The organism is Alkalicoccus saliphilus, from assembly GCF_003044065.1.
GTDB lineage: Bacteria > Bacillota > Bacilli > Bacillales > Salisediminibacteriaceae > Alkalicoccus > Alkalicoccus saliphilus.
Map to the genome: position 1 here is coordinate 43,064 of NZ_PZJJ01000010.1, position 19,078 is coordinate 62,141.

Annotated in this window: 19 protein-coding genes; 5 read left to right on the forward strand and 14 right to left on the reverse strand. The window is 42.7% G+C overall.

What is annotated here, in order from left to right:
- The first annotated feature begins 107 nt into the window (after window positions 1-107).
- Window positions 108-557, forward strand: coding sequence for a hypothetical protein (locus C6Y45_RS07825; protein ID WP_174703875.1), 450 nt, complete (start codon window positions 108-110; stop codon window positions 555-557).
- Window positions 558-757: 200 nt separating this feature from the next.
- Here C6Y45_RS07825 and C6Y45_RS07830 read toward each other — a convergent pair whose 3' ends face one another.
- Window positions 758-2,410 carry an IS1182 family transposase gene (locus C6Y45_RS07830; protein ID WP_245922613.1) on the reverse strand — a complete coding sequence of 551 codons (1,653 nt, stop codon included), beginning with the start codon at window positions 2,408-2,410 and terminating at the stop codon, window positions 758-760.
- A 201-nt stretch (window positions 2,411-2,611) separates the two neighbouring features.
- On the reverse strand, window positions 2,612-2,836 hold the full coding sequence (locus tag C6Y45_RS07835; protein ID WP_107584681.1) for a glutaredoxin family protein: 225 nt from the start codon (window positions 2,834-2,836) through the stop codon (window positions 2,612-2,614).
- Window positions 2,837-2,889: 53 nt separating this feature from the next.
- Between C6Y45_RS07835 and C6Y45_RS07840 the strand changes: the two genes are divergently transcribed.
- Window positions 2,890-3,570 (forward strand): Crp/Fnr family transcriptional regulator, encoded by a 681-nt coding sequence (locus tag C6Y45_RS07840; RefSeq protein ID WP_107584682.1) that lies wholly within the window; start codon window positions 2,890-2,892, stop codon window positions 3,568-3,570.
- A gap of 324 nt (window positions 3,571-3,894) precedes the next feature.
- On the opposite strand, the gene C6Y45_RS07845 is transcribed toward C6Y45_RS07840, so the two are convergent.
- Window positions 3,895-4,260: a redoxin domain-containing protein gene (locus tag C6Y45_RS07845; RefSeq protein ID WP_107584683.1), complete on the reverse strand. Its 366-nt coding sequence runs from the start codon at window positions 4,258-4,260 to the stop codon at window positions 3,895-3,897.
- 407 nt (window positions 4,261-4,667) lie between these two features.
- Window positions 4,668-5,707, reverse strand: a protein-coding gene (locus C6Y45_RS07850; RefSeq protein WP_281260599.1) for an IS630 family transposase whose coding sequence is annotated in 2 segments (ribosomal slippage) — window positions 4,668-5,207 and window positions 5,210-5,707 — 1,038 coding nt in all. Because the reading frame shifts where the segments join, the coding sequence is not laid out codon by codon here.
- A gap of 200 nt (window positions 5,708-5,907) precedes the next feature.
- Here C6Y45_RS07850 and C6Y45_RS07855 point away from each other — a divergent pair.
- Window positions 5,908-6,234, forward strand: coding sequence for a four-helix bundle copper-binding protein (locus C6Y45_RS07855; protein ID WP_107584684.1), 327 nt, complete (start codon window positions 5,908-5,910; stop codon window positions 6,232-6,234).
- A 909-nt stretch (window positions 6,235-7,143) separates the two neighbouring features.
- On the opposite strand, the gene C6Y45_RS07860 is transcribed toward C6Y45_RS07855, so the two are convergent.
- The 5 genes from C6Y45_RS07860 to C6Y45_RS07875 all read right to left on the reverse strand — a co-directional run bounded on the left by C6Y45_RS07860 (window position 7,144) and on the right by C6Y45_RS07875 (window position 10,336).
- Window positions 7,144-8,013, reverse strand: coding sequence for a sulfite exporter TauE/SafE family protein (locus C6Y45_RS07860; RefSeq protein ID WP_107584685.1), 870 nt, complete (start codon window positions 8,011-8,013; stop codon window positions 7,144-7,146).
- Window positions 8,014-8,334: 321 nt separating this feature from the next.
- Entirely contained in the window at window positions 8,335-9,024 is a 690-nt protein-coding gene (locus C6Y45_RS07865; protein WP_160058231.1) for a TVP38/TMEM64 family protein, read from the reverse strand.
- 252 nt (window positions 9,025-9,276) lie between these two features.
- Window positions 9,277-9,681, reverse strand: coding sequence for a sensor histidine kinase (locus tag C6Y45_RS07870; RefSeq protein WP_107584687.1), 405 nt, complete (start codon window positions 9,679-9,681; stop codon window positions 9,277-9,279).
- On the reverse strand, window positions 9,671-9,793 hold the full coding sequence (locus C6Y45_RS18095) for a hypothetical protein (RefSeq protein WP_281260600.1): 123 nt from the start codon (window positions 9,791-9,793) through the stop codon (window positions 9,671-9,673). The genes C6Y45_RS07870 and C6Y45_RS18095 overlap by 11 nt, the downstream gene beginning before the upstream one ends.
- A 3-nt stretch (window positions 9,794-9,796) precedes the next feature.
- Window positions 9,797-10,336: a histidine kinase dimerization/phospho-acceptor domain-containing protein gene (locus C6Y45_RS07875; protein ID WP_245922616.1), complete on the reverse strand. Its 540-nt coding sequence runs from the start codon at window positions 10,334-10,336 to the stop codon at window positions 9,797-9,799.
- A 472-nt stretch (window positions 10,337-10,808) separates the two neighbouring features.
- Here C6Y45_RS07875 and C6Y45_RS07880 point away from each other — a divergent pair, with 472 nt between their 5' ends.
- Window positions 10,809-12,332, forward strand: a complete 1,524-nt coding sequence (locus C6Y45_RS07880; RefSeq protein WP_107584689.1) for a multicopper oxidase family protein — start codon at window positions 10,809-10,811, stop codon at window positions 12,330-12,332.
- Between the two features lie 386 nt (window positions 12,333-12,718).
- Here C6Y45_RS07880 and C6Y45_RS18190 read toward each other — a convergent pair whose 3' ends face one another.
- Window positions 12,719-12,955 (reverse strand): hypothetical protein, encoded by a 237-nt coding sequence (locus C6Y45_RS18190; protein ID WP_425427863.1) that lies wholly within the window; start codon window positions 12,953-12,955, stop codon window positions 12,719-12,721.
- Between the two features lie 270 nt (window positions 12,956-13,225).
- Here C6Y45_RS18190 and C6Y45_RS07890 point away from each other — a divergent pair, with 270 nt between their 5' ends.
- Window positions 13,226-14,587, forward strand: a complete 1,362-nt coding sequence (locus C6Y45_RS07890) for a TRAFs-binding domain-containing protein (RefSeq protein WP_107584691.1) — start codon at window positions 13,226-13,228, stop codon at window positions 14,585-14,587.
- 203 nt (window positions 14,588-14,790) lie between these two features.
- Here the strand turns inward: C6Y45_RS07890 and C6Y45_RS07895 are convergent, their stop codons facing one another.
- From C6Y45_RS07895 to C6Y45_RS07910, 4 genes are all read right to left on the reverse strand, one after another.
- Window positions 14,791-15,183 carry a TIR domain-containing protein gene (locus C6Y45_RS07895; protein WP_107584739.1) on the reverse strand — a complete coding sequence of 131 codons (393 nt, stop codon included), beginning with the start codon at window positions 15,181-15,183 and terminating at the stop codon, window positions 14,791-14,793.
- A gap of 858 nt (window positions 15,184-16,041) precedes the next feature.
- The gene (locus C6Y45_RS07900; RefSeq protein ID WP_107584692.1) at window positions 16,042-17,358 is read right to left on the reverse strand and encodes a glycoside hydrolase family 32 protein; all 1,317 of its coding nucleotides are present in this window, start codon (window positions 17,356-17,358) and stop codon (window positions 16,042-16,044) included.
- Window positions 17,359-17,378: 20 nt separating this feature from the next.
- Window positions 17,379-18,200 carry a carbohydrate ABC transporter permease gene (locus tag C6Y45_RS07905; RefSeq protein WP_107584693.1) on the reverse strand — a complete coding sequence of 274 codons (822 nt, stop codon included), beginning with the start codon at window positions 18,198-18,200 and terminating at the stop codon, window positions 17,379-17,381.
- Window positions 18,200-18,970 (reverse strand): carbohydrate ABC transporter permease, encoded by a 771-nt coding sequence (locus tag C6Y45_RS07910; RefSeq protein ID WP_160058235.1) that lies wholly within the window; start codon window positions 18,968-18,970, stop codon window positions 18,200-18,202. The genes C6Y45_RS07905 and C6Y45_RS07910 overlap by 1 nt, the downstream gene beginning before the upstream one ends.
- Window positions 18,971-19,078 lie beyond the last annotated feature (108 nt).

Below are 19,078 nucleotides of genomic sequence, written 5' to 3' on the forward strand. Positions count from 1 at the left end.
GAAACTTTGTCTTGGATTGGCAGCAGAATAGTGTAAGCGACCTTACAGAAACATATTAGTATTTCCTCTATACTAGAGATACTAATAAGCAAAGGAGCGTGAGGAAAGTGAAACTCCCAGGAGCAAAGGCCATTTCTTATGGAATTTTTGGTGGAATTATTGGCGGTATTCTTTTTGGTATGATGATGCAGATGCAGGGAATGATCGGCATGGTCGCTGCAATGATCGGTAGTGAAAGTGTCGTTGTCGGATGGTTCGTTCATATGGTCATCAGCGTTGTATTCGGTATCTCGTTCGTTTTTCTGACTTCTTTCATTCGTAACCTGTGGGCCGCCGCTGTTGTTTTCGGAATCGGGATTTGGATTGTCGGACCCTTGCTGATTATGCCTTTGATGCTCGGAATGGGCACCATGCTAGGACAGGCCTTTGCTCCCGCCCAGTTGATGAGTCTTGTCACTCACCTGCTTTTCGCTTTTATCGTCGCTATCGTTGTTAACATTTTGCAAAGAAGAGAGAGTGTTAACGAGGAGAAAACTTTCAGTTTAAAAACAAGTTGACAGTTTTTATACAGGAGAAGTTATATCTCGAGATTGATGGAACAGGTACAAATTTTGTAGAGAGTGTTATCTGCCGAAAATACGAAATAGCTGCATCAGACAGATGAATGCTTGGCCCCCTTTTTTAAATAAGGAGGCAAAAAAAAACGGGGCTGTCTCAAAAGCCCTTTCTGAAACAAAAAAAAGCGGTGCCGGATGTGTCAGGTACCGCTTTTTTTGGAATAAAAAGAGAAAAAGACAAAAAAACAGCGGAAAGCCGAGCGGCCTCCGGCCACTTTCAGGAGGTTGTGGGCTGCGGCAAGCAGCCCGACCTCCAGGGTGACCTTCTCGAGGCCGCGGAGGTGAAAGCGGCGGAACGACCGATTGCCCTTGATCTGCCCGAACACGCTTTCGACCTCGACTTTTCGTTTCGCGTAGGTCGCTGCGCCTTCAGGAGACCAAAGGAAGGCTCTGGCTTTGGCTTTTTCTTCTTCGTAGGTCGGGTTCCAGAACACCTGCCGGTTTCCTTCCGCTTTCGTACAGAAGGCTTTGATCGGACAATCCGAACAGTCCTCGCTTTCGTAGCGTTTAAAATCCCGGCGGTAGCCGGCGGCATCGGTCCGGCTGGTGTAGCCCCGGAACGTGACCCGCCGGTTGTTCGGACAAAGGAACCAGTCGTTCGTTTCGTCGTAGTCCCAGTTCTGGATCTTGTCGATCCGTTTCGTAAACGAGGGTTTCGTTTCGGCAGCCAGGGTGTTGTAAGGAATCAAAAACGGGTGCTCTGCCTGGAGGGGCGCCTCTTCCAGGAGATACGTATAGTTTGGTTCACTGCCATAGCCGGCATCCGCCGCGAGCTGCTTGGGAAACGGCAGGGACCGGGAGCGGAGAAGCTCCAGGTGCGGGATCAGGCAGCGGGTATCGGTTGGGCGCTGATGCACCGAATAGCCGAGCACAAACTGGTTTTCCGTACCCATCTGCACGTTGTAGCCCGGTTTCAGCTGGCCGTTTTCCATATGATCTTCCTTCAGGCGCATAAACGTGGCATCGGGATCGGTTTTGGAAAAACTGTTCCGGTGGCCGAAGGTGGCGAGCTGGCTTTCATACCGTTCCAGCCGCGGCAGGTAGTCGCGGCTGAGGGTCCGGTGGATTTTTCGTACGTGCTGAAAGACCGCCCGCTTTTCTTTTCGGACCAGCCGGTCCGGTTCCACTTTCCACTCTGCTTCCGCCTGGTGCATCTCGTGTTCCACGGCCTCGGCGGCTTCCCGGACTTTCTGCGGGGACACGCGCTCCGGGGTTTCCCCGGCCTCGGAGGCATCGGCTTCGATGGTGGCTTCAATGTGGGCAAGGAGGCCGGTCAGCTTCTCCTGGAGCCGGGCTTCGTGCTTTTCGACTGATTTACGCCAGACGAACGTATACCGGTTGGCGTTCGCTTCGATTTTGGTCCCGTCGAGAAAATAGGTGTCCATCGAGATATACTGTTCGTCCAGCAGCAGTTCGACGAGGCGGGTGAACAGCGGCGTAAGGATGTCCTGCATCCGTTCCGAACGGAACCGGTTGATCGTGCGGAAATCCGGTTCCTGCCGGGCGGCCAGCCACATCATCGGGAGATTCTCCCGGAGAGAGCGGGCGATCTGCCGGCAGGAATACCATTTCTGTGTGTAGGCGTAGAGGACGATTTTCGTCATCATTTTCGGTTGGTAGGCCGGGCGTCCGCCGCCTTCGTACGGGGCGAAGAAGAGGTCGTTGTCCACCGCCTCCACAAAGGTGTGGATCACCCGGGCCACGTGATCGTCCGGGATCAAATCGCTGAAATCCATAGGCAGGACCAGCTGTCCCATGGTATACTCTTGGAAAGTAGCCGTTTGGCTGCTCATAAAAAATCGCCTCCTGGTGGTGTTGGTTTTGTCGCTTACACACACAGGTTCGGCGATTTTTTTCTTTTTCCTTCTATAAATTTCTTCTATACATAAAAAAGGGCTGTCCCGTCGATAATATATCGACTTATGGGACAGCCCCGTCTTTTCGTGCGGTTTTTCGTTTTTATTATACCTTGACTGGAGGAGGTGTTGATACCATTAAACTTCCTGCTTCATATAATTCAAGATATCCAACTCTCTGTAGATTCCTTTCTCACTTTTCAACACCGGTGCATAAACTTCTCCGATCAATTCTTTTAACTCTTTCTGTGCTTCAGGCGTATGCAGAATATTTCGTTCCTTAAATGAAATTGTCTGCTGGGTTAAATGTTGTCTGGCCTGTTCACAGACCGAACAGCCGTCTATTGTATATAAAGTAATCATTTTCTGCTCCTTTATGTTATTATTAGCTTGATAAAATCAGGGGGGATGATCCCATGGATAAATTGACAATGCTTTCACACATCAGCCTGTTTGATGAACTTTCCAAAGAGGAACTGATGACGATCGATAAGATGAGTGAAATGAGACCCGTGAAAAAAGGGACCGTCATCGTCTCTCCGGACCATCCTATGGAAGCCCTCTTTTTATTGAAGCAGGGCCAGGTCCGCTTGTACCAGATGAACGAAGAGGGAAAGCAGTTCACAATGGATATTCTAGTTGACGGGAATATTTTCGGTGAAACGGGCTCCGTCACCTTAACGGATGATCAAATTTATGCGGAAGCCATGACCGATACGTACTTATGCCTCCTCAGCCATAACGATTTTGAAAACTTTATAGAGGCGAACCCAAAAATCGCTCTCAAATTAATCGACATTCTTTCTTCCCGATTGAAGGATTTTTACAGTTTCAGCGAAAAAATTGCCTTAAGGGACGTAAAGCACCGCCTCCTTTATTTATTGTTGATGCTGAGTGAAAAAACCGGGCACCGAAAAAACAACTGGCAGTCGATTGAAATGAAACTCACGCACCAGGATATCGCTCATATGATTGGAGCGACCCGGGAAACGACAAGTACCGTCCTCAGTCAGCTGAAAAAAGAAGGCTTCCTGAAAAAAGTCCGATACTTTTCCGTCGATGCTGATAAGACAAAAGAGTATCTCGGACTCCCTTGATACAAGGAAGCCGTTTTTAAAGAGATATTTTACAACAGCTAGCAAAAACAAAGCGATTAAAATTTTTCCAAAGCACATTTTATTCTTTTTGCAACTTTATCAAGCCTTCATTTTATACTACACTTTTTCAACTCAAGAGCCTGTAATGTTCCTTACAATACGATTGATTCCAGCGATTAATTTTATCTACTAATAAAAAACGTAAAAGGGGGCGGTCACGAAAGCCCTTTTTTCTTTTCACCTAAAAAAGCGATGTCGGAAACATCCGGCATCGCTTTTCTCATTACACAGAAGGGCTTTTCAAACAGTTGAGTGTAAGCTGGTTTATTTTAAATGTTGCTCGATATATTTTGTTGTTTTCCGGAGGGCCTTCGCATCCGGTCTACCAAACGGTCCCGACTGCTTCTGCATAAAAAGGATTCTTCCTTTCTCATCGAGCAGAAAGACTGCAGGTTCCACATGCTTTCCTTCATCTTCATTGGGGCTTCTTTCATCGTCATGATAATACACGCCATAATCTTCCAGAATCTTGTACTCTTCATCGGCAAGCATTGGAAGAGGAAACTGGTTTTCCTTCTGCCAAGCTTTAAAATTTTCCAAACTGTCCGAAGAGACAGTGGTAAAATAAATATTATTTTTCGTGAAATAGCTTTCGTTCTCTTTAATATCCTCCATATCTTTTTTGCACAATGGTCACCAGGAACCTCGGAAATAAATGATGTACCTCCATCCGCCGCGTTCCTGCATATCTTCCTGAAGACGATAGGTTTTCCCACTGACGGAGGGGAGGGTACAGTCGGGCGCCTGTTCTCTCAATCTGAATTCCTTCATCTTTTCTCATCTCATTTTCAAATATTGTAGGTTAACTAGCAACTTGCCGGAATTATTCCCTCTCTGAAATTTCTAAAACGAAAAGAATCTGTTATTTTTCAGTTACGAGAGCTCTTTTTCACTACGGATAGGAAGAATAGGTAAGCAGTTTTTTGCTCACCAGCCGAAGATCAAGAACTATGGAATGGAGGTATTGTATCCCTTCTTTTGGTTCTAGATTTAATTTCTTTTATCTTAAATATATAAGTTGAATATATGAATCCGATTTATAGGCGCACACAAAGACGATCGATGATCTCTTCCTGCCTGTGGCTGATATCGCGGATGAATTCTCGTACTTTTAACGTAATCTTTTGGACATTCGGAAAGAAGACGTTATGAATCACCGATTCTTTTAACCATTTCCATAAACCTTCCATGAGATTTAGCTGGGGGCTGTAGGCTGGCAGGAAGACGAGTTCCAGGCGACTCCGATTCGCCTGGAGAAACGGATGCAGGAGTTTGGCATGATGAATGCGGGCATTATCCAGGATCATCACGATCTTCCCGGCAGGGTAATACGCCAGTACTTTGTGCAGAAATGCCAGAAACACGCCGGCATCATATCGTTCTTCCTCGGTGCAGAGGATATCTCCCGTTTCGTAATTCAATATACCAAGCAATTTGACGCCTTTGTGTTTGCCGAACGTCGGAATGATTCGCTGCCTGCCTTTTAGGAACCAGGTCCGTTGGATGGCTTGATAATCGCGGATCATCGATTCATCTTCAAAAAGCAGGTGAGCTATTTCTTCATTCAATAATTTTTTTTTAGCTTCGGGAAGGTGTCTTCTCGGAACGTTCGCTGTTTTTCCGGATCTGCTTTTTCCAGGGTGTAGGTCGGCCGGGTATAACTCAACCCCAAGTGATGAAGCACCGTAGACATGCCGCGCAGCGAATACGAAATGCCCCATTCGTTCTGTACAAAGGCGACGGCCAGCGCGAGCGTCCAGTTATACCGGGCCGGAAACCCAACATCTGCGGGAACCTTGGTAGAAATCGTTTCGACCAGCACCGCTTTTTGGGTCGGCGACAATTTCGGTGGTTTTCCGGAGGAATGCCCGATAGCGAGCCCAGAGAGCCCGTTCTTTTGATAGGTCGCAATGTAAATGCCCACCGTTTCTGCATGGCGATCGAGAATCTGTGCAATCTCATACCGTTTATAGCCGCTTAAAAACAAATAAACGGCCTGGTACCGTTCAAACATCCGGCGGTCTTTCGCCTGTCGCATCGCTTCCTGGACTTCCTCGAGTTCACGTTGCCTATCCATGATGCCTCCACCTTCCACGGGTTTTTTCTTTCCTATTCCCGTTTTGGAAGTTTCGGAAGCTTTTGCTCAACTTATATAGCTTCTAATAATATTGGATTATGTTAATAATAATCAATTTAAACATAAAAAATATAGAAGTTTATCCAATAAGGAATAAGGAAACAGAATCTATGTAACAACATATAAAGGAGGCGTTTTGAATGGCTCATGAAAATCATACCGATCTTTTACATGCTCTGCACGACTGTATGACTGAATGTAACCATTGTTTTGATGCATGCTTACAAGAAGACGACGTTAAAATGATGGCTGAGTGTATTCGTTTAGATAGAGAGTGCGCGGATATTTGCGGCTATCTCGAACAAGCTATTTCTAGAAATAGTCCCTTTATAAAAGAATTAGCAGCCGTTTGTGCGACCATTTGTGAAGCTTGTGGAAATGAGTGTAAAAAACATGATCACGATCATTGTCAAAAGTGTGCCGAGGCATGTTTCAAATGTGCAGAAGCTTGTAAAGATGTAGCTTAGTTTAAGAAATAAAGAACGTAATTCATGAGTGGTACTTGTCAAATAGGTGTTTGTAATTTTTGCTGATAATAACGAGGAGTTAACTCCTATATAATTGATCATTCAAACTTTTGAAAGATAAAATGTTACGATGTAAATAGGAAGAACCCATTCTGTAGAGAGTAATTATACTCATGAAGAATGGGTTTTTAATGTTTGATAAACTACTATCAGAAGCATTTCTAGCTTTTATGTGTTACGACTCTCTTAAATAAAGAAGAGTATGTAAAAATGATTCGACAATATTCGACCGATTCTAATTGGAAATGTTATATTTCTTGTTTTTGGCAACATTCTCATACGATCATTTGGCCGCTACTTTATTTTCCTGAGTCTAGAGCATCGCCTATGGTAAATCCTACGAAAGTATCTCTTTCTCTTTCTTCGATTAGCTTTGAAAAGATGACTAAAAATAAAGATTCTCGTAGCCATTTTGAACGCGAATCAATTTATTTAACATATTTTTTCAGCCATTGTAGGCCTCTTGGATAACAGGTCGAAATAGTCTTCAAGTTGTTCCGTCACGGACGAATGCCCGATATAAGATACAATAGCAGTAAATGATCAAGCACCCGTCCATCGACAATATAACATTGAAATGGAAGGAAGGTATGCATTCTTTTGGTTCTCTATTTAATTTTTCATATCTTAAATAACTTCTACTAAGTTGGATTATGTTAAGTAAGCAATGAAAAGTAACAAATAATTACAGTTGAGTCTTTGACCGAAGACTTTTAATGAAGCAGGTATAACTTCAATTTTTTAAAGGGAAAAATTAGAATTAGCACCATGGCGCCAGACATGCCCGGCACACTAGTCTGTAGAATTCTTCTTTAGAACCTCCTCGTTTGATCAGAAAGAAACCCGAAACTAAAATATCATAAGGTTAATGATCATAAATCCTCCTACTCCAACCAAAAGCACGGAGATAAATAATTTCATAAGATCTGGTTGAATTTTTTGTTGCAACAGGGGACCCACTTGACCTCCGATCAACACACCTGGAGCTGTAAATATCACAATTTGACTAATCAACTCTAAGGATTCAAAATCTGTAGATTGGACGTAGAAAAGAACACGAACAATCGATGCTGTTAATGCCGTTATTGCTACTAGAAAAATAGCTGTTGCTACCGCAACCCGTGTAGGTAGCCTGCACTTGACAATCAATTGATACTCTTGCAATTCTGCAAGTCCCACAGAGATCATTCCATAAAACATACCACCAATGAGAGAAAAAAATCGAGCTAGTTTTGGCGCGCATATCGTATAAAGGTATATATTTCCTTGGCGGTCGGTTAGCTTTGATTCAAAGTCTTCTGCGATTATTTTGTTGCCAAATAGAACTCTTTTTTTATCTTTGCGATATGATAAATAAATTTGCCAGCCTACAAATAGAATTCCTATAGCAAAAGTTATTTCCAACCATAAATCTGGGACGAACCCAGAAATAAGAGCACCCAGGATCCCAGCCGGAATTGCAAAATATAATAGGTTTTTCGCAAGTGCATAATCAACCAGTCGTGCTCTAATATATCCGTACATCCCTGACCCAAAGCCAAATACTTCCGTTATTATTGCCGCTCCTATAGCTGTAAAAGGGTGTATCCCTAGTATAATTATAAATATGGGAGAAAAAAAGACAGAGCCTCCGATACCACTAGCAGTTGCAATCGCCGCTATGAGGATCGATACAGGAAACATAAACCAATACTCAAAAAATTCCACAATGTATTTCACACCCTTTCCTATCTAACATAAAACTTAATCACCTACTTTTGAACTACGAAAGTAGGTGGTTATGTCAAGATCATTCAAGTACTGTCTATCAAATGAAAGTTGAACAAGTTCTAAGAGACCCAAGGCGGGAATTAAAGTAGCGCCTTTTATTTTCAACTTTATTCAATATCGGAGCCTTGATCATCAATTACTTCTTTTTCGTTGGTTTAATTCCACCTTGTTTTATCGTATAAAATAGTTAATAAATCTTCATTGCAATTGCATCAGATGATCCCCCATCAATCTTTATTAAATTCCACTGGTGTTTATACTAATATAGCTTCATTTTTTACGCATGTTCTGCTGGGAGATGATGTTTTTCGTGATTCCAGCTAATACACCGAAGACAATAATCGCACTGAACAGCCAGAAAATAAACATATAGGAATTCGTCGAATGCGCCCCGATGTAAGAAAAGAGAAACGTACCGGGCGTCTGTCCTATTGCTGTGCCGACCATATAAGGAAAAATTTTAATTTTCGTAAGTCCTGCTGCATAGCTCGCTGCGCCGTAAGAAACTACCGGCACCACTCTGCTGAGAATCACGGCATACATTCCGTACTTTTGAAAAAACGTATCTGCCCAGTCAAGAGGTCTCCGCGGCACCAGCTTTACTACCAACGGCCTTCCGAAATAGTGCGCCAGATAGTAACAGACAGCTGCCCCTATTAAAGCACTCCCCCAGGAAAGAAGACCCCCAAGTAATACACCGTAAGAAAGCCCGTTTGTAAAAGTGATAATAAACGTAGGAATTGGAGCTACAATGACTGCGAGTATCATTAAAAATGTAGAAATCAAAGGACCAAATACGCCGTAGGACTGAATAAACAGCTGCAGCTGTTCCGTTTCGCCTTCTGAAATAATAGAGACCGCACGTTGAACAAATCCTCGAAAAGGCGGAAAAAAGAAATATAAAATGACGATCAAAATAATGCCAGCTAACATCATCCATCTTTTTTGCTGCTTACTCATACTGATCATACTCCCGCTCTCTGCTCCAATCGCAGACTATTTTTCATTCTTGCTCATACGTTGTTTCCACAAATGGTTATTTATATCTATTTTTGTTTTCTTTTTAAAGAGAAAGTAGAGAATCGCCGCTATTATGACGGGCACTGCCGTCAGGTAGAAGAGAACAAGAGTTTCCCAGCCAGTTCGCAAACATGGTTAAACAGGACAGCCCAATAACGACCAAAGCTGCTGCAATGATCCATTCTATCTTTTTCATCCTTCTTCCCCTGATCCCTTTCCCGGCCCTTCTAATACAGGCAATCTCACTTTAAAGCAGGTTCCGTTTTCTGCTTTACTGTAAACTTCGATCGTTCTCCCATAGAGCTCTGCTAATTGTTTCACGATAGCAAGACCCAATCCAGTGCCTCCGTGTTCCTGCGATCTCGATTTTTCTACGCGATAGAAGCATTCAAATATATAGGGAAGCTCTTCTTCAGATATTCCTGGTCCCGTGTTATTTACTGTAATAATAATTTCTTTTTGTTCTCTGCTGTTTATACGCATATAAATAGTTCCCTGCGTTGTATAACAAATCGCATTGTCTAAGAGATTGCTCATAATCTGTTCCAGCCTCAGACCATCCCCATAAAACAATGGAAGATTTTCTTCAATTACCAATTGAAAATCCAAACCTTTTTTTCGCTTTTAACTCTATCTGCGGGTGAATATTCTCCACGACTTCCTGCAGGTCTATCCATTTCTTATGCAGACTGAACTTTCCTTCTTCCATTTTCTAGAGCTCAAACAAATCATGAATGAGAAGGGTGAGACGTCCTGACTCCTGTTGAATAATCTTTAAGTACTGCTGCTTCTCTTCCTCACTTTGAAATAATTTCTCTCCTAAAATTTTTGCGTATCCTTCTAAATACGTGATCGGCGTTCTTAATTCGTGGGAGACATTTGCGAAAAACTCGCTTCTCGAATCCCAGTACATTTTTAAATTTACAGTCAGATCATTAATGGCCTGCGCCAGGGAGCCAGCTTCATCGCCTGTGATCACCGGCACCCGCGCTTCTAAATTTCCCCGTGCAATGTTGTGTGTCGCTTGTTCCATCTGCACCAGCGGCTTGGAGAGCTTCCGCGACAAAATTAAAGTACAACCCAGCGCCAGGCAGAAAGTCCCCACGCTGGACAATATTAACATCTGCCGAACCTGCTGTAAGGACTCGTACATGTGATCCACTGAGGATAACACATATACCCCGCCATAAAACGCTTCCTCTCTGTAAATCGGCTGCCCTGAGATGAGAAAACGATTTTCTGGTGCCGGCACACTCAATCGCATCGCCCCTAGATAAAGCATCTCTTTCCTCTTCCGAAATAAAGGAACCCACTGGGAATTCGGACACCCCTGAATTACTAATAACAGCACCTTCCGTATCCACAATATAAAGTTTTTCTCCGGAAAATTCCGTAATTGTTTCAGTGATCTCTTCCAGTATATCTGTTTCAGCATCGGCGAATGCGCCAGCGTATCTGGAAGATTGCTGATGAATATCTTCTTGTTCTGCACTTATAGTTTGGCTGGAACGCAGTCAATTCTTGGTTGATGATAATGGTGGGATGAAAGTAGCGATTTCACTTTCTTATTAAGTTTCATAGAAAATACACATCTCTATGCGAGAATAAAGGAAGCACAGTTGCAAGAACTTCTTGGAAAGGGAATACTGTTTTAAGACTTGAAGACTCGAAAGTTATTATTCTTCAGTCTCCACAAAATAATTGATGGAAGGAAGCGACAAACAATGAAAAAGGTTCTGTTAGGCTCATTCGCTCTCAGCTTCATCTTAATTGGCTGCAGCGACAATGAAAATACCGGAGGCTCCCCGATGGATAATGGCAACATGGGCCGCATGGGCGGCGACAACCAAGAAGACGGCAATAATGAGAGAGGTATGGGCGGTATGGGCGGTATGGGCGGCATGATGAACCACGGAAATATCCCCCTCCTCGCAGCCTCTGAAGGAATCAATGAGCTGTCGATTCCTCCTGTATTAGAAAGGCAGCAAGGCCAGGATTTTGATTATGAAGTTACCGCCCAGCAAGGATCGACTGAATTTTTCAAGGGCATTTCGACCGACACCTATGGCTATAACGGCGATTTACTTGGCCCTACACTTAAGCTTGAAAAAGGCGAAAGTGTGGATGTCAAAATCACAAATGATTTGGATGAACCGACCACCTTTCATTGGCACGGCCTGGAAGTTCCCGGTGAAATCGACGGAGGTCCACACGGTGAAATCCAGCCCGGCGACAGCCAGATCATTACATTGGAAGTTGATCAGCCAGCCGCCACGCTTTGGTATCATCCACATGTCCACGGCTCGACCGCTGAACAAGTTTTCGAAGGACTGTCCGGGATGTTGCTCATTGGAGAGGAGTCCGGCTCTGATTCGGAACTTCCCGATGAATATGGCGTTGATGACATCCCGCTCATTTTCCAGGATCGCCTGTTTGATGAAAACAAACAATTGAATTACGACAGACTGATGAACCAGGACGGAACATTAGGCGATATTTCTATCGTCAACGGCACTATAAACCCAAAATTGACCGTCACCAAATCCGTCATGCGCTTTCGTTTGTTGAATGGAGCCAATGCGCGAAATTACACGTTCCAGTTGAGCAATGGCGCGAACTTCACGCAAATCGCTTCTGATGGCGGATTGCTGGATGAACCAGTTGAAACCGACACCCTGACTTTAGCCGCTTCGGAGCGTGCAGAAATTCTCATCGATTTTTCAACGATGACTGAAGAAGAATCTCTTGCCATCATCAATGACGAAGGGACTGCATTGCTCCCGTTTGATCTGGCTCTTGAAGATTCTCCGGCGGACACCGCCAACATGTGGACATCCGACGAGCCCTTCCTGACCGAACAGGAAACTGCAATGCCAGTATCGAAGGAAATTGAGTTGTTTGGCATGGCGGATATGGTGACGATCAATGGAAAGAAATTCGACATGGAACGCATCGACTTCCGCCAGGAACAAGGCGTTACGGAAGTGTGGGAAGTTTACAACAGACCCGATATGATGGGCGGCATGATTCATCCCTTCCATATTCACGGCACCCAATTCAAAATCATTTCCCGTGATGGTGAAGAAGTGGAACCGAATGAACAGGGCTTAAAAGACAGCGTATTGGTTGAACCCGGCGAACGGGTAAAACTCCTTGTCACTTTCCCGGAAAAAGGGGTATTCGTTTTCCACTGCCACATTTTGGAACATGAAGATAATGGCATGATGGGGCAAATTGAAGTTTATTAACGTCTTAACAGGCAGATAGTGCCATTTCGCTATCTGCCTGTTTCTATGTAATGTATATTTTCTCATCATTCTTTTTAAAAGATTCAAATCGTATTACTTCACTTAACGTTTATTTAATGAATTTAGCTAAATGTTCAGCCAAAAGAATCAGATCTGACCCAAATCCATTTTCGTTGTTGTACCAAGAAACAATTTTCACGAGCTGTTTATCCCCATTTCCAACGATATCCGTTAAGGTCGCATCATAAATACCTCCTGTTGAAGTGCCAATAACATCTGAGGAAACCAGCAGTTTTCCGAGTATTCAAATGAGGAAGTTGCAGCTTTTTTCATGGTTGCATCCCCTTCTTCAATTGTTACTTTCCTTGCTAAATTGGCGTAAAACTCTAGAATTGCCTCACTTGCATGGGTATTCGCAACGATGTTCCATCAACAACGCCTTTTAATTCTGGTAAAATTTTTCCGACGGCTTCCGCTGTCCCCGTAGAAGTATGAATTGCATTTCTCGTTGCTGCCCATCCACGTCTCATATCCACCTTCGGACTATCATGTAATAAAGAGTTTCTGCAAGGATACTTTACAATTGAAAAAGGAGAGTCGATGCGATCAAATCGCACCAACACTCCTTTTCTATTTATGCAGCTTCCGATAACATTAGATTATGTTAACCTTTATGATAGGTTTGTTTTTAAAACTGAATAGAAAACTTTTTGATAATTACTTTAGTAATTTAGAATCTATTAAACTAGCTACGTTTTGTAGAGTTTAAATATGATTCTAATTAAAATATTGGCTAGGTAACGAGAATATGATACTTTGAAGGTGAGATAGAAAATTTTTCTAATTAAGGAATTAATACATTTACAAATTTAGTTAGGAAGGAGTTAACATTTATGCCATTAAAGCCTTTAACTTTCATAGCGATGCCTTTCGGCAAGAAAAAGGATAATCGCGTTACTATCGATTTTAATGATATTTACAACAATGCTATAGTTCCAGCAATTAAGAATAATCCTAGAGAACTTGATTACATTAGAGCTGACGAAGAAACCAGAGGTGGATTCATACATGGCCCTATGTATGAACGACTATTATTATCCGATATTGTAATTGCGGATTTAACTTTAGCGAATCCAAACGTTTTTTACGAATTAGGCATTAGACATACTGCACGTCCAAAATCTACTATCCTAATTTTTTCAAAAGAAACTTCTCTCCCCTTTGATATAAGTCCATTGAGAGCTATACCATATACTCTAAAAAAAGGGCAATTGGAAGAAAGTGAGAAAGATAGATTGATAAGTGAAATTAGTAGTAGATTAAGCGAAGCTTTAGAAGAAGGCCCCCCTGATAGTCCACTCTTTCAGTTAATAAATGGATTCCCAGGAATTAATTTAGATTATAAACAAGCCGAATCTTTCAGAGAAAACCTATTTAAAATTGAAAGTTTGCATGAAAAATTAGCTGATCTAAGACATTCCAATGACCCACAACTAATAGAGAAGATTAATGAAATTGAAGAGAGCGTGGGTCATTTTGATTCTTCCTCATATGAATTACTATATGATCTTTTGATGTCATACAGAAGTGTTGAGAGCTGGGATGACATGATTCGGTTAGCTGAGTCTTTACCTTCGCGTGTAGGAGAAAGTATCAAAGTAAAGGAACAACTTTCTTTAGCTTTGAATCGTAGGAATAAAAACGAAGACCGAAGTAAGGCGATTAGAATATTAAATTCTATAATAGATAATTATGGTGCTTCTTCGGAAACATTAGGTATTTTAGGTAGAATATATAAGGATCGTTATTACGAAGAAAAGAATTCAGAAAATGATCGAGCAGCAGATGGCGCTTTAAATAAAGCAATTGAGTACTATTACAAAGGTTTTGAAGAGGATCCACGAGATTACTATCCAGGCATTAATGCCTTAACATTGCTGTTTATAGAAAACAAGGAAACCTCTAAAGAAAAGTTTAATAAATTAAAGCCTCTTGTTCAATTTGCTTTAGAGAGACAAGGAGGAATAGAATCAAAAAATTATTGGGTTTTGGCTTCTTTATTAGAGTTAGCTTCTTTAAATAAGGATTGGGTGCTAGCTAATGATGTAGCAGGGCAAATATTAAGCATGCAATATGAAAAAATGGAAGTGGCCACCACCAAAAACAATCTTAACTTCATTTTAGAAAAACTTAAAGAAAGGGAAGAAAGCTATCAAGAATTAGAAAGCATTATAGAGGATTTGAGAGAGGATTAATAGAACTCAAATATGCTTAAATCACTATCCTCTTTACCAATATGATTTTTATATACTACGTTATAACAAAAAAACACTTTCACGCTTTAAGTGAAGTGTTTTTTGTTAATTTTTTAGATGATTCTTAAACACAAGTTGAGTTCTTCTACATAAGTAGTAGATATTAAGTTTCTAGTTAAAAACATACTTATCAATCACAATTTTTACCTTGTAGCCAATTCTTGAAGCTTTGCTTCACTCCACTCATAAACGTGAATACCATTAGAAGTTAGAATATCTGGAATTTTACCCTTAGTCCCGCTTATCCTCATAGCATAAACTGGCTTCTCCGCATCTAAAGTCATTTGAACTTCTTGAGGTACCCAATAACTTTTGTGTGTTTCTTCCCCTACAAATACAATGGTACGTGAAGTGCCAGTTAGCTTTTTTGAAATTGCTTGTCTAATCACAGACCTATCTGTTGTATCCCAGCGCTTCAATAAGTCTCTAACTCGAAAGTTTAAATTAGCATAACGAGAGTTTACTGCTCGCCCTTTTATAGTTAATACCGTTTCTCTATCCAATTCTTTAAAACCAAAAAAAACTACGTTTGGCACAAACAAGTCCCCCTTCATATTTAAACACACCCTAAATTATAACATATAATCCGTCCCTTACTATTAATGAACTTTTTTATTAGATATTTACATTAATACCATTATTAATATAAACACCTGCCGTTCAAAAAAGTACACGTTTACGAACCACCTCAAAACCTCAACAAGAACATAAAATAACGTTCGTAAATGTCGTAAAACTTGTTCCGAACGTTCGTTAATCAACACACAGTTTTACGTGCAGGATAACAGTTAAAATCACTGCAAAATATCAGTAGAAGTAACAGGAGATTTATATTTTTTCTCACCTATATCAAACATCATCGTTTTTGATAGGGGTGATGCTGTTATTTATTTTTCCTTAATTTTCTTATTCTATAACTTTCTTTTAATCTCCCCCATTAAACAAAAGAAATTTTGTCTAACGGACAATAATTAAATCCAGTGTTCAGTATTTCTCAATATTTTAGCGGTTATTTTATGTGCTTTATACGCATTGCTCAACTGATTGAAAATTATACAATAATTCAATAACGCAACTACTTTTATAATTAGCAACTTTAGAAATTTGAATGTTTGATATTTCTGATCAAAAACTGCCCCCCCATAGAATGTTCTCTGACACAGGCAGGCGCAAAATGTTCTTTACCCTCCTTCGAATTCATTTGTTCTGCACTCACTATATTCGACATTGGGGGTACTCCTTTTTCATGTCCGATCTTCCCTGACGCTTAAGAGACGCAAACTATGAAATTCGCCCGGAAGCCTCATCTTTAAATTAAAAAGAAAAACGGCAGGTTCTCTGCACATAAAGAGCGGACAGCCTCCCATCTGATGAGAGACTGTCCGCTTAAAGAATCAAATATTTTTTAACGACCGGATCTGATCTACGCCTTCTGCAGTGAAATCATGCGAAGAGAAGTACGTACGCAAACTGGCGCAGCGGCCTTGATCAAAAAAGATTTCCATGCAGGAATGATCGAGGTACATGTTAATGACGAGGCCCTTTTCATAAATAGAAACAGGGATGGAAACTGTGTCCTGATCTCCAAGTGCCATGTTGCTCCGGTCCACTAGGAGGCAGTCGGAACGCAGGGAAAAGTGCAGCACGCTGTCTCTGTTTTGAAGTGTCCATTCATCGCCAGGATGAGCTGTTTTTTCCAAGAGGCAGACCGGCCCGGGAGCAGCGAGGGTGTCAGAGGCAGCTTCCCATTCTGCCGGGGGCTGCTGAATCAGGTGGCCATTCACTACGCCCAATTCTCTCGGCATCGTTAATGCCCCTGCCCACCCCTCCGGTTTTTCCGCCATCGTCCGCTCCCACATATTCATCCAGCCGATCATCAGGCGTCGTCCCTTGTCATCAGAAAACGTCTGCGGGGCGTAAAAATCAGGGCCGTCATCTATCTCGCCTTCTTCTTCGACATGAAAAGTTCCGGATTCAAACCGGCCCGTGCGCCACTTCGTTTTGGAGCCGGGGACACCCATTGGTGAAGACAGCAGAACGTCTTTCCCATCGAGTTCAAAGAAGTCTACGCATTCCCACATCGTTCCTTCGCCGCTGGTTCCCTGAAGAAGCACGCCCTCGTATGTCCAGCTGGTTAAATCCTGTGAGGAATAGTAAACGGCAGAGCCAAGGTCATCGAATGAAGTGCCGATAACGAGGAGCCATTTTCCGTTTTTATAAATCACTTTCGGGTCACGGAAATCTTCTGACGCCCCTTTTGGAGGGGAGGAAATAATAGGATTCTGGGTCATTTTCGTAAATTGGATGCCATCCGTCGAATAGGCGCCGCACTGCACTTCTTTCGGGGAGTTGTCTTCATTGTGTCCGGTATAAAACAAGTACAATGTGTCATCTTTCACGACGGCGCTCCCGGAAAAACAACCGCCTGCTTCGTAGTCATGTTCAGGCACGAGAGCGACAGGAAGATGCTCCCAGTGAAGCAGGTCAGGGCTTTTGGCATGCCCCCAGTGCATCGGTCCCCATTCTGTGTCATAAGGATAATATTGATAAAATACGTGATATTCTCCCCGGAAGAATACGAGTCCGTTCGGATCATTTATCCAGCCGACGGGAGCACTGACATGATGTGCCGGCCGAAGCGGCTGAGGCGGAAGGCCGGGAAAGGTGTCTTTTATCCACTGGTCTGCTTTCGCAGAGGTAAATGTCGTCATTGAGAACACTCCTAAGTTGATTATTTGACCGCACCATCGGACACGCCGCCGATAATATGGCGCTGAAGGAAAAGGTAGACCGCAATAACCGGCGCAAGCACCATCAGGTAGGAGGCGAAAGCAAGGTTGTAATCAGCGGCATACTGCGATTCGAATACATACTGCATCAGAGGCAGCGTCCAATCAGCCGCGTTATTTAAAATGACGAGCGGCATGAGAAAGTCGTTCCAGATCCAAATAATGTTTAACACGATCAGCGTAATGGTCATCGGTTTTAACATAGGGAATATAATGTACCAGAACATTCGGAAAACACCACACCCGTCAATTAACGCTGCATCTTCCACTTCCCGCGGAATAGACCGGAAATAAGCAACGTACAAAAAGACGCATTGGAAGAGGCCGTATGTGGCATACAGCATAATCAGCCCCCATTTATTCATCATGCCTACGGCACTTAGCTGCTGTACAAGAGGAAGCATCATAACTTGAAAAGGAACGAAAAGGCCGCTGACAAAGAAATAATACATCACGCGGTAAAAGACAGAATGCTGGTTCCTTGCAATCGCAAAAGAAGCGATGGATCCGAGAAGAATAATAAAAGTGACAGAGACGACGGTAATGAGCAGCGAGTTGAAAAAGGCACTGAAGTAATTGCTCATTTCTGCTGCACGGACAAAATTCTCAATATGCAGAGAAGAAGGAAGGCCAAGCAGTGATTCAGCGGATTCCTCCGGCGTCTTAAAAGCTGTGGTCAGCGTTAAGTAAAGCGGAAATAAAATGATCACGGAGCCGGCCAGAATAAAGCCATAGATACCGATTCGGTTCCAGGAAAACGTCATTATAACTGCACCTCCTTCTTACGCAGTATATTGATTTGAATGATGGAAATAACGATGATAAATACAAACAGCATCAGGGCAACAGCTGTACCGTAGCCGAACTGGTTGTTTAAGAAGCCGAGGTTGTAGATAAGGAGTGTCACCGACTCTGTAGCAAAACCAGGACCGCCGTCTGTCAGGGCAATAATATAGTCATATACCATCAAATGCTGTTTCATTGCCAGAATCACGCAGATGGTAATCGATGGAACAATCAAAGGCAGCGTAATACGCGAGAACCGCTTCCACCCACTCGCACCGTCAATCGCAGCAGATTCATACACGTCTTCTGGTACTGTCTGCAGCCCGGCCATATAAATGACGACCAGAATTGCAGAAGCCTGCCACACCGTCACAATAATAAGCGCCCAGAAGGCAAGATCCTGATTTCCGAGCATGTTCGTCTGCAGGGCTTCGATATTCAGCCGTTCCGCAAAGTAAGGAACGACATGGTAAAAGATCTGCTGCCATATGTATCCAATAATCAACATGCTCAACACTGCCGGGAAGAAAAAAACGGCCCGGAAAAAGTTGCGGAACTTGATTTTTTTTACAAGAACCAGAGCGATGCTGAGCGCGACGATATTGGAAAGAATCGTGGAAACAAAGGCATACTGCAGCGTAAAGCTGAGTGCATTCAGAAAACGGGGGTCAGTAAGGGCCGCACCGTAATTCACCAGGCCGACAAAGTCGTGACTTCTGCTTACACCGTCCCAATTCGTCATACTCATGTAAAGAGCGCTTAATACAGGGTATACATAAAACAAAGCAAGAAGAAGAAGGCCGGGAAGCAGAAGTATTAGGTAACCCTTCCGCAGGGATTTATAGGCACTATTCTG

Coding starts and splice junctions, on each gene's coding strand:
- C6Y45_RS07830 (WP_245922613.1), bottom strand. CDS start 2,410: ATGAGCAGCCAAACGGCTACTTTCCAAGAGTATACCATGGGACAGCTG.
- C6Y45_RS07835 (WP_107584681.1), bottom strand. CDS start 2,836: ATGATTACTTTATATACAATAGACGGCTGTTCGGTCTGTGAACAGGCC.
- C6Y45_RS07840 (WP_107584682.1), top strand. CDS start 2,890: ATGGATAAATTGACAATGCTTTCACACATCAGCCTGTTTGATGAACTT.
- C6Y45_RS07855 (WP_107584684.1), top strand. CDS start 5,908: ATGGCTCATGAAAATCATACCGATCTTTTACATGCTCTGCACGACTGT.
- C6Y45_RS07865 (WP_160058231.1), bottom strand. CDS start 9,024: ATGAGTAAGCAGCAAAAAAGATGGATGATGTTAGCTGGCATTATTTTG.
- C6Y45_RS18095 (WP_281260600.1), bottom strand. CDS start 9,793: ATGGAAGAAGGAAAGTTCAGTCTGCATAAGAAATGGATAGACCTGCAG.
- C6Y45_RS07880 (WP_107584689.1), top strand. CDS start 10,809: ATGAAAAAGGTTCTGTTAGGCTCATTCGCTCTCAGCTTCATCTTAATT.
- C6Y45_RS07890 (WP_107584691.1), top strand. CDS start 13,226: ATGCCATTAAAGCCTTTAACTTTCATAGCGATGCCTTTCGGCAAGAAA.
- C6Y45_RS07900 (WP_107584692.1), bottom strand. CDS start 17,358: ATGACGACATTTACCTCTGCGAAAGCAGACCAGTGGATAAAAGACACC.
- C6Y45_RS07905 (WP_107584693.1), bottom strand. CDS start 18,200: ATGACGTTTTCCTGGAACCGAATCGGTATCTATGGCTTTATTCTGGCC.
- C6Y45_RS07910 (WP_160058235.1), bottom strand. CDS start 18,970: ATGAGTATGACGAATTGGGACGGTGTAAGCAGAAGTCACGACTTTGTC.